10 protein-coding genes and 1 other RNA gene are annotated in these 8,821 nt (G+C 60.1%); 8 read left to right on the forward strand and 3 right to left on the reverse strand.

Features of this window, described 5'->3' with window-relative positions:
* Positions 1-55 precede the first annotated feature (55 nt).
* From rpsI to R3175_RS17550, 6 genes are all read left to right on the forward strand, one after another.
* Positions 56-448 carry a 30S ribosomal protein S9 gene (gene rpsI, locus R3175_RS17525; protein WP_318945637.1) on the forward strand — a complete coding sequence of 131 codons (393 nt, stop codon included), beginning with the start codon at positions 56-58 and terminating at the stop codon, positions 446-448.
* Positions 449-676: 228 nt separating this feature from the next.
* Positions 677-1,273, forward strand: a complete 597-nt coding sequence (gene petA / locus R3175_RS17530; protein ID WP_318945638.1) for a ubiquinol-cytochrome c reductase iron-sulfur subunit — start codon at positions 677-679, stop codon at positions 1,271-1,273.
* Positions 1,273-2,505: a cytochrome bc complex cytochrome b subunit gene (locus R3175_RS17535; RefSeq protein WP_318945639.1), complete on the forward strand. Its 1,233-nt coding sequence runs from the start codon at positions 1,273-1,275 to the stop codon at positions 2,503-2,505. Before petA ends, R3175_RS17535 begins: the two co-directional genes overlap by 1 nt.
* Positions 2,505-3,260 carry a cytochrome c1 gene (locus tag R3175_RS17540; RefSeq protein WP_318945640.1) on the forward strand — a complete coding sequence of 252 codons (756 nt, stop codon included), beginning with the start codon at positions 2,505-2,507 and terminating at the stop codon, positions 3,258-3,260. Before R3175_RS17535 ends, R3175_RS17540 begins: the two co-directional genes overlap by 1 nt.
* A gap of 105 nt (positions 3,261-3,365) precedes the next feature.
* Complete coding sequence (gene sspA / locus R3175_RS17545) at positions 3,366-3,995, forward strand: stringent starvation protein SspA (protein ID WP_318945642.1); 630 nt, start codon at positions 3,366-3,368, stop codon at positions 3,993-3,995.
* Positions 3,996-4,053: 58 nt separating this feature from the next.
* The gene (locus tag R3175_RS17550) at positions 4,054-4,455 is read left to right on the forward strand and encodes a ClpXP protease specificity-enhancing factor (RefSeq protein ID WP_318945648.1); all 402 of its coding nucleotides are present in this window, start codon (positions 4,054-4,056) and stop codon (positions 4,453-4,455) included.
* Positions 4,456-4,555: 100 nt separating this feature from the next.
* On the opposite strand, the gene R3175_RS17555 is transcribed toward R3175_RS17550, so the two are convergent.
* The 3 genes from R3175_RS17555 to R3175_RS17565 are packed head-to-tail and all read right to left on the reverse strand — an operon-like array spanning position 4,556 to position 7,404.
* Positions 4,556-5,146, reverse strand: a complete 591-nt coding sequence (locus R3175_RS17555; RefSeq protein WP_318945643.1) for an SIS domain-containing protein — start codon at positions 5,144-5,146, stop codon at positions 4,556-4,558.
* Positions 5,143-5,511, reverse strand: a complete 369-nt coding sequence (locus tag R3175_RS17560; protein ID WP_318945645.1) for a YraN family protein — start codon at positions 5,509-5,511, stop codon at positions 5,143-5,145. Before R3175_RS17560 ends, R3175_RS17555 begins: the two co-directional genes overlap by 4 nt.
* A gap of 24 nt (positions 5,512-5,535) precedes the next feature.
* Positions 5,536-7,404, reverse strand: a complete 1,869-nt coding sequence (locus tag R3175_RS17565; protein WP_318945646.1) for a penicillin-binding protein activator — start codon at positions 7,402-7,404, stop codon at positions 5,536-5,538.
* A gap of 203 nt (positions 7,405-7,607) precedes the next feature.
* Here R3175_RS17565 and rsmI point away from each other — a divergent pair, with 203 nt between their 5' ends.
* Positions 7,608-8,429: a 16S rRNA (cytidine(1402)-2'-O)-methyltransferase gene (gene rsmI, locus R3175_RS17570; protein WP_318945647.1), complete on the forward strand. Its 822-nt coding sequence runs from the start codon at positions 7,608-7,610 to the stop codon at positions 8,427-8,429.
* A 58-nt stretch (positions 8,430-8,487) separates the two neighbouring features.
* Positions 8,488-8,821: RNase P RNA component class A (rnpB, locus tag R3175_RS17575), an RNA gene on the forward strand; the annotation flags it as partial.

Raw genomic sequence — 8,821 nt, forward strand, 5'->3', positions numbered from 1 at the left:
GCATCCTCACGCAGCCCAGCAGCCCAAAGAACTCGACATTTAACGGAAGGCGGATATGTCTGTAGCACAAAATTACGGTACTGGTCGCCGCAAGACATCCACGGCTCGGGTTTTCATCAAGCCGGGAAGCGGTAACATCTCCATCAATGGTCGCTCCATTGAAGAATTCTTCGGTCGTGAAACCCTGCGGATGATCGTGCGTCAGCCGCTGGTGGTGGCCGAGTCCACGGATCGTTTCGATATCGCCATTACCGTAAAGGGTGGTGGTATCAGCGGTCAGGCGGGTGCCATTCGTCACGGGCTGACCCGTGCCCTGATGGACTATGACGAGACCCTGCGTCCGGCCCTGCGCAAGGCGGGTTATGTAACCCGTGATGCTCGTGAGGTGGAGCGTAAGAAAGTGGGTCTGCGCAAGGCGCGTAAGCGTCCGCAATACTCCAAGCGTTAATTTCGCTGGATTGCAGATCTGTCAAAAACCCCGGCCCGGTGCCGGGGTTTTTGCGTTTGTGGGTCGCTGTCCGGGCGCGTCATCCCTTGGCTGCGCAGCCTTTCCGACTTGTAAGGCTGGGGCAATTTCATTACCATTTGTGCGCTTATAATTTTGGGTCTTGAAGTCCTTTTCGAAGCGTGTCTGTCGGAAGACGTGGCGCGCCTCGCCTGATGGGAGAAAACCATAATGAGTAATGGCGACGTGAGCCAAGGCCGGCGCCGATTTCTGATCGGTGCAACGTCGGTGGTGGGTGGTGTCGGCGCCGTCGGTGCGGCTGTGCCTTTTGTGGCATCCTGGAACCCCAGCGCCAAGGCGGAGGCGGCCGGTGCACCGGTCACCGTCAATGTCAGCAAGTTGGAGCCTGGGCAGCAAATTACCGTGGAATGGCGGGGCAAGCCGGTATGGCTGATCCGTCGTACCCAGGAGATGATTGATAACCTCAAGAAAATGAACGAGCGGGTAAAGGATCCGGAGTCCGCGGAGGCCTCCCAGCAGCCGGAATACATTGGCGGCGATACCCGTTCCCTCAAGCCGGAGCTGGTGGTGCTGGTGGGTATCTGTACGCACCTGGGCTGTGTTCCGTCGTACCGTCCGGAAGTGGCGCCGGAAGACCTGGGGGCGGAGTGGCTGGGTGGCATGTTCTGCCCCTGTCACGGTTCCAGGTACGATCTGTCTGGTCGAGTGTTCAAGAATCAGCCGGCTCCGCTGAACCTTGAAGTTCCGCCCTATCGTTACGATGACGACTCGACGGTTACCGTCGGTCTTGATCCGGAGACCGCGTGATGCAAAAACTCATTCAGTGGATTGACGCTCGTTTGCCCATCGTAGAAGCCTACGAGAAGCACATGAGCAAGTACTACGCGCCAAAGAATTTCAACGTTTGGTATTTCTTCGGGTCGCTGGCCATGCTGGTGCTGGTCAACCAGCTGCTGACCGGTATCTGGCTGACCATGAGCTACAACCCCTCGGCGGAAGGTGCGTTTGCCTCCGTGGAGTACATCATGCGTGATGTGGAGTGGGGCTGGCTGCTGCGTTACCTGCATTCCACCGGTGCCTCGGCGTTCTTCGTCGTCGTTTACCTGCACATGTTCCGCGGCATTATGTATGGCTCTTACCAGAAGCCGCGAGAGCTGATCTGGATCTTCGGCATGCTGATCTACCTGGTGCTGATGGCGGAAGCCTTCATGGGCTACCTGCTGCCTTGGGGTCAGATGTCCTACTGGGGTGCCCAGGTGATTGTGAACCTGTTTGGTGCCATTCCGGTGATCGGTGATGAGCTGTCCCTGTGGATTCGGGGGGATTACCTGATTTCCGGCATCACCCTGAACCGCTTCTTTGCCCTTCACGTGGTGGCTCTGCCGATTGTGCTGCTGGGGCTGGTGGTGCTGCACATTCTGGCGCTGCACGAAGTGGGTTCCAACAACCCCGAAGGTATCGATATCAAGAAGGTCAAGGACGAGAATGGCATTCCGAAAGACGGTATTCCGTTCCATCCGTACTACACCATTCACGACCTGCTGGGTGTGGGGGTGTTCCTGTTCATCTTCTGTATCGTCGTGTTCTACTTCCCGGAAATGGGCGGTCTGTTCCTCGAGAAGCCCAACTTTGAGCCGGCCAACAGCCTGAAGACGCCGGAACACATTGCGCCGGTGTGGTACTTCACACCGTTCTACGCGATGTTGCGGGCGGTCACCGTCGACCTGTTCGGCCTGTCGGCGAAGTTCTGGGGCGTTGTCGTCATGGGTGCGGCCATCGCGATCCTGTTCGTATTGCCCTGGCTGGATCGCAGTCCGGTTCGGTCCATCCGGTACAAGGGCTGGCTGAGCAAAATTGCCCTGGCGATTTTCGTGGTCAGCTTTGTGGTGCTCGGTTATCTCGGTATTGTGCCTGCGACCCCGGGCCGTACCGCCGTTGCTCAGTTGCTGACAACCCTGTACTTCCTGTTCTTCATTCTCATGCCGTTCTACACGCGGATGGAAAAAACCAAGCCAGTACCAGAGAGGGTGTCAGGATAATGAGAAAACTGCTTATTGGTCTTTTCATGACAGTCCTGCCGGCTCTCGGGCTGGCAGCCGGTGGCTCCGTCCCCCTGGATCACATGGAGCCGGACCACACCAACGAGGCGTCGCTGCAGCGTGGTGCGGCCCTGTTCACCAACTACTGCATGGGGTGTCACTCCCTGGAATATGCCCGCTACAAGCGGGTCGCGGAGGACATCGGTGTGCCTGTGGAGTTGTATGAGGAGAACCTCATCTTCACCGGTGCCAAGATTGGTGAACTGATGAAGATCTCCATGGACAAGGACCTGGCGTCCGGTTGGTTCGGTAATGCGCCCCCTGATCTGACCCTGGAGTCCCGTCTTCGCGGTGAGAGCTGGATCTACTCCTACCTGCGTGCGTTCTATGCAGACGACAGCCGTCCCCTGGGCGTCAACAATGCTGTCTTCGAGAACGTTGGTATGCCCCACGTGCTGGTGGACCTGCAGGGACTGTGTGCGGTTAAGCCCACCATTGGTGAGTCGGCCAGTGTCGATCCCCTCAGTGGGAACGTGCGCGGTGGTGAGGTATGCACCCAGTGGGCCATCGAAGGCAGCATGACCCCGGCCGAGTATGACCGGGCCGCCTATGACCTGACCAACTTCCTGTCCTACATGGGAGATCCGGTCAAGGTTGAGCGGGAGCGTCTGGGTATCTACGTGCTGATCTTCATCGCGATCTTCTTCGTGTTCGCCTACTTGCTGAATCGCGAGTACTGGAAGGACGTACACTAAGATTTCAGGTATAATTCCTGCGCTAATTTCCAGCGAGCCCGTTCTGGTTCGCTGGATTTTTGCGTTTGCGGAACCACAAGGTTTGTTTAAAGGTGAGGTAGCTCTATGGGCGTTGTGACCAAGCGGTCATCAATGACGTTTTTCTCTGACCCCTCCAGCCACTACAGCCATCGGGTGCGTATCGTGCTGGCTGAGAAGGGGGTGACAGTGGATATCGTGGATGTCGACCCGGATAATCCGCCCGAGGAGTTGGCGGACCTGAATCCCTATAATGCGCTGCCGACCCTGGTCGACCGTGATCTGGTTCTTTACGAGCCCAACATCATGATGGAGTATCTCGACGAGCGCTTCCCCCATCCGCCGTTGCTGCCCGTATATCCGGTAGCTCGTGCCAACAGCCGCCTGATGATTCACCGGATTCAGAAGGACTGGTGTAGTCTGGTGGATCAGATTCTGGCGCAGCCCACCGGCAAGGCTGCCGACGCCGCGCGGAAGGAGCTGCGTGAAAGCCTGTTGGCCACCGCGCCGCTGTTCGGCGAGATGCCTTTCTTCCTGTCCGAAGAATTCACCATTGTGGATTGCTGCATTGCGCCGATACTTTGGCGGTTGCCCGCGCTGGGCATTGACCTGTCTGATAAGCAGGCCAAGCCGATCCAGAAGTACATGGACAAGATCTTCAGCCGGGAGAGTTTCAAGGCCAGTCTGTCTGATCTGGAAGAAGACATCCGCAGCTGATGCGCTGGCGAAGAGTCCTGAGAGCCGGGAGAGACGAGTGACTGAGAGCACGATTCAAATGATGTCCAGTCGGCCTTACCTGGTCCGGGCATTCAACGAGTGGATTCTGGACAACGACTGCACCCCCTATATCGTCGTGGATGCGAGCATCCAGGGCGTCCAGGTACCGTCGGAGCATGTGGCCAATGGCCAGATTGTGCTCAACATCAGTCCTGGCGCTGTGAAGGGGTTGGTGATTGGCAATTCGGCTCTGGAGTTCAGTGCCCGTTTTGGCGGCGTTCCGATGCAGGTGTTCATTCCCCTGCAGGCGGTGATGGCCATCTACGCCAAGGAGAACGGTGAGGGGATGGTGTTTGGCAGCGAGCCGGGTTCACCGGATCCGGATGGCTCGGGGGACGATGGCGGCGGCCAGGCGTCCGAGCGTCCCAATGGGCGGCCAACATTGAAAGTTGTGAAGTAGTTGGCCTGAAGCCAATAACAAAGCCAGCCGCGTGCTGGCTTTTTTGTTTTCTGGAGGAAGGGAGGCTTCTGCGACGTCGGCCAACCGGAGACGGGTGTGATCAGCCACCGAACAGTTTGCTATCGATCAACGCGCACAGGGCATTGAGCATAACCATCATGAGAGGGCCGGCCTCGGTCGGCGCCAGGTTATTCAGGGCAATCTCATGATCTTCCGGGTGCAGCAGCGAGGTAATGTCCGTTTTCTCCTTGGCGCTGAACACCACTACCCGCATGTCCCGATCGTGGGCCGCCTGAATCGCCTGTATCAGGTTGGCCTTGTGGCCGTCATCGACAAACACCATGAGCAGATCATGGGGCTTGCCGATGGCTCGTACCTGGCGCGAGAAGGTGTCATTGAAGCGGTTGTCGCGGCAGATGGCCGAAAATGTGTTGGCGTCGACGCCGAGGTTGATGGCCGGCAGTGCAGGCCGGTCCTGGTCAAAGCGGTTCAGCAGGGCGGTGCAGAAATATTGTGCAAGGACGTTGGCATTGCCGTTGGCGCAGGTGATGATCTTGCCATCGGCCAGGAGCGCCTCGACCACCGCATCCGCCGAGCCCGCAATGGCTTCGCCGGTGTGGCTGGCGGCCATGGCCGTGTGTTCCATGTGAGTGGCGAACCACTGGTTAATCAGGTTAAGTGCGTCGCTCATGCTGAACTCTGAATCGCGTTTTTAATCCACTGAATTTTGTAGCGTCGCAGACCACCGGGTGCGACTGCAACGACGTCAACCCGCGCCGGGGCATTCCATAGGCCATGGCGGTGGAGGTAGTATGAGGCCGCCCGCAACACCCGTTGTTGTTTGCGGTAGCTGACTGATTCCGCCGCGCCGGCTAAGCTGCCGTGACCGCGGTAGCGCACCTCGAAGAACACGACCGTGTCGCCATCCATGCCGACCAGATCAATCTCGCCGCCGCGGCTGAACACATTGCGGTCGCAAATCCTGATCCCGCGCCGCTGCAGGTAGCGGGCAGCAACCGCTTCGGCCTCCTGGCCGGTAGCTTTTCTGGTACTCATGCCTTCCTTGGCGGGTTGCCTGATCTATTCCGCGGGGGCTTGCTCGCTGGTGGTTCGCGTCGGTGTGGGCGTTTCCTCGCCGCCGGCTGGCTCCGGGAGCAGCCTGGGAGTGCCATTGACGAATTGGGCCCACAGTTGAGTCCGGTGAACGCTGCCGTTCTCCGCCATGCTCAGCTGCCCGGTCTGGCCCTCGATCATCGAGCCCTCGACGTTCTCCAGCAGCGGTAATCGGGTGCTGAGCTTGTAGGCGTCGGTGCCCATCGCGAACAGCCGGCCCAACTGGCCACCAATGTTATCGAAAGCGGCAACGGCTCGGTCGCGGAAAGGGTTGTCCTCCGCCAGTACCCAGGGGGTGTCGGTAAATCGGACCTGATTCAGGTCGCGATCCCGGGAAGCATCCGGATAACCTTCATACACCAATGAGGGCGAATATACCGGCAGGTCTCCCGCGAAGTAAAATGCGAACAGCGGCTTGAACTGGCGGGCGATGGTGGGGGTGGCCACCATGACTATGGCGTCGGCGTCCTGCCTGCGGCGAGGCTCGAACTCAACGTTCAGGCCAATGGTGCGTTCGACGTCAATCGCCCGCTGGCGGGACTCGGTAATGCCGAGCAGGTCGGCGGTCACCGCCCGGAAGTTTTCCGAGGGCAGGTAGCGGATGGTGTTCAGCGCCGTTCCCTGGTTTGCGGTCATGCCGGTGCGCAGGGCTTGCTCAAAACGATCGCCCCAGTCGCCGGTCGGAATCAGCACCAGCGCCTGAGGCCGTTGTTCCTGGTGGAGGCGGTTGGCAATCTGTCTGGCTTCATCCTCGGCGGCCAGGCCGAACTGATACATGGCCTGGGGCGCAGACTGGTTGTCTGGCAGGTAGTTCAGCGCCAGTACCGGTGTCGGCAGGGTTTCCCGCTGGGTCAGCTCGGCCACCAGTGGCTTTCGCAGCGGTCCCACCACCAGATCGTAGCTAGCAGCCATGTCCTGGTAAAGCTCCTCGAAGGACTTGCCGTGGGTGTCGACGACGGTGATCTCAACCTCGAAGTCCCGGGCGCTGTCGTCACTGTAAAAGGCTGCCAGGAAGCCGTCACGAATGGCGGCGCCGGCATTGGCCAGGTCGCCGCTCAGGGGCAGTGTCAGTGCGATTTTTTCCGGCCGTTGCTGCACCAGGGTGGTGATGAGCTGGAGTTCACTGGGCAGGGTGTTGGCGGCGGGGTGACCGGTCCAGTTGTATTGCCACTCCCGGATGCTGCGGCCCTGATCGTCCAGGCTGATTCCTGGCTGGCGCATGATGGCGGCGAGTTCCAGCCAGCCTTGCGCGCCGTAACCGATGGCGCGCTGGGACGCTGCAGCGAGGGAGTCATCCGGCGTTTGTTTCAGGGTTTGCCAGATTCGATCGTGTATCGGCTGCAGATTGTCCGTCAGCCCCTGGTCGGCCAGCGACATCAGGGTCAGTGCTGAGTCCAGGGGGCGGCCGGCCAAGAGGAAGACGGACGCCTGCAGGTTGGTCGCCTCGTTGCTCAGTTGCGGGTCATAGCCAAGAAACTGATCGCGGCTCATACCCTCGGCAAGGGCCTCGGCCCAGGGGCGATCCTGCAGGGCAACGGCGCTGGTCATGGACAACAGCGAGTGCAGGTTACGCAGCTCGGGAATCGGGGATGCCAGTGGCTCGCTGGTCAGGATGCGGCGCGCGCCTTCGTGATCGCCTGCAAGCTGGAAGGATTCCGCGGTTCTGAGTAGATAGGACTGGGCGGTTTGCCGATCGCTCTCGCTGGCAGCCAGGGAAACCGCCTCTGCCGCTGAGGTCGGTGTATGGGTGTTCAAGTTGACCGAGCTGCAGCCGGAGGCTAGCAGAGTCGCGGCCAGCACGGCCAGCAACGGCATTTTCAGTGAACTAGTCTTCATGTCTGGCTCGCACAGCTCCAGAGGGTTAGGCTTGTGGCACCCTTGCATTGGCGTCATCATGCTTGGGTGGTCCTGAATCGGCAAGTTTATCAGCTCCAGAGCCATTTCACATGACGTTGGTGTCATTCGTATCGGGAAATAAGAGGTAATGCGTGGGCTTGGATTCAAGGGGAGGTGATTCGACGGCGGGGGTTCTCTACATAGTGGCCACGCCCATTGGTAATCTGGAGGATCTGACCGGGCGGGCGGTTCAGGTCCTCGCCAGTGTGGATTTCATTGCCGCTGAGGACACGCGGCACAGCGGCCGGTTATTGCAGCATCTGGGCATTCAGAAGCCGATGGTGGCGTTGCACGATCACAATGAGCGTGACCGTGCCCGGGGGCTGCTGGGGCGGATCGCGGCCGGCGAATCCGCTGCGCTGATCTCCGATGCCGGCACGCCGTTGATATCGGACCCCGGTTATGTGCTGGTCCGGCAGGCGCGTGCGCTCGGGTTGCGGGTGGTTCCGATCCCCGGGGCCTGTGCCCTGGTGGCCGCTCTGAGTGCCGCGGGGCTGCCCACCGATCGCTTCCTGTTTGCCGGGTTTGCGCCAGCCAAGGGCGGAGCGCGGCGGGGATTTCTGAAAGACCTGGCCAGGGAGACCGCCACCCTGGTGTTTTACGAGTCGCCCCACCGAATTCGGGAGATGCTGCAAGATGTCGCTGGCATCCTGGGGGAAGGCCGGGAGGTGGTGGTCGCCCGAGAGTTGACCAAGACCTTCGAGACCTTCTATTCCGGTACCGCGGCTGAACTGGTCGAGGCGATATCGGGTGATCCCAATGCTTCCCGCGGGGAGTTCGTGGTCATGGTGCGGGGCCGCGAGTCGCAGGCTGCGGATGCGGTGGGCCTGGATGTGGACCGGATGTTGGAGCTGCTTGTGGCGGATCTGCCCGTGAAGCGGGTGGCCAAGATTGTCTCGGAGCTAACCGGCTTGCCCCGCAACGAGCTTTACCAGAAAGCGTTGGCGTTTCGGTCCGACCGCTGAGGTGAATATTGCCGCGACGGGGCTTGCGTCGCCGGAGTCGGCGGCGTATTGTCTGCCCTGAGCTCGCCAGACAGTCGCCGCCAGTTTGCTGGGGGAGGAAAGTCCGGGCTCCGCAGGGCAAGGTGCCAGGTAACGCCTGGGCGGCGCGAGCCGACGGAAAGTGCAACAGAAAGTATACCGCCTAAGCGCCTATGGGCGCCGGTAAGGGTGAAATGGTGCGGTAAGAGCGCACCGCGTGGCTGGCAACAGTCCACGGCGATGGTAAACCCCACCTGGAGCAAGACCAAATAGGAATCCAATGGCGTGGCCCGCGCTGGATTCGGGTAGGTTGCTTGAGGCCTGTGGTGACGCAGGCCCTAGATGAATGACTGTCCACGACAGAACCCGGCTTA

The sequence above is a fragment of the Marinobacter sp. genome, from assembly GCF_033722735.1.
Lineage (GTDB): Bacteria > Pseudomonadota > Gammaproteobacteria > Pseudomonadales > Oleiphilaceae > Marinobacter.

Excerpts from the sequence above, each read along its gene's own strand:
- rpsI (WP_318945637.1), top strand. The coding sequence starts at position 56 with ATGTCTGTAGCACAAAATTACGGTACTGGTCGCCGCAAGACATCCACG.
- petA (WP_318945638.1), top strand. The coding sequence starts at position 677 with ATGAGTAATGGCGACGTGAGCCAAGGCCGGCGCCGATTTCTGATCGGT.
- R3175_RS17535 (WP_318945639.1), top strand. The coding sequence starts at position 1,273 with ATGCAAAAACTCATTCAGTGGATTGACGCTCGTTTGCCCATCGTAGAA.
- R3175_RS17540 (WP_318945640.1), top strand. The coding sequence starts at position 2,505 with ATGAGAAAACTGCTTATTGGTCTTTTCATGACAGTCCTGCCGGCTCTC.
- sspA (WP_318945642.1), top strand. The coding sequence starts at position 3,366 with ATGGGCGTTGTGACCAAGCGGTCATCAATGACGTTTTTCTCTGACCCC.
- R3175_RS17550 (WP_318945648.1), top strand. The coding sequence starts at position 4,054 with ATGATGTCCAGTCGGCCTTACCTGGTCCGGGCATTCAACGAGTGGATT.
- R3175_RS17555 (WP_318945643.1), bottom strand. The coding sequence starts at position 5,146 with ATGAGCGACGCACTTAACCTGATTAACCAGTGGTTCGCCACTCACATG.
- R3175_RS17560 (WP_318945645.1), bottom strand. The coding sequence starts at position 5,511 with ATGAGTACCAGAAAAGCTACCGGCCAGGAGGCCGAAGCGGTTGCTGCC.
- R3175_RS17565 (WP_318945646.1), bottom strand. The coding sequence starts at position 7,404 with ATGAAGACTAGTTCACTGAAAATGCCGTTGCTGGCCGTGCTGGCCGCG.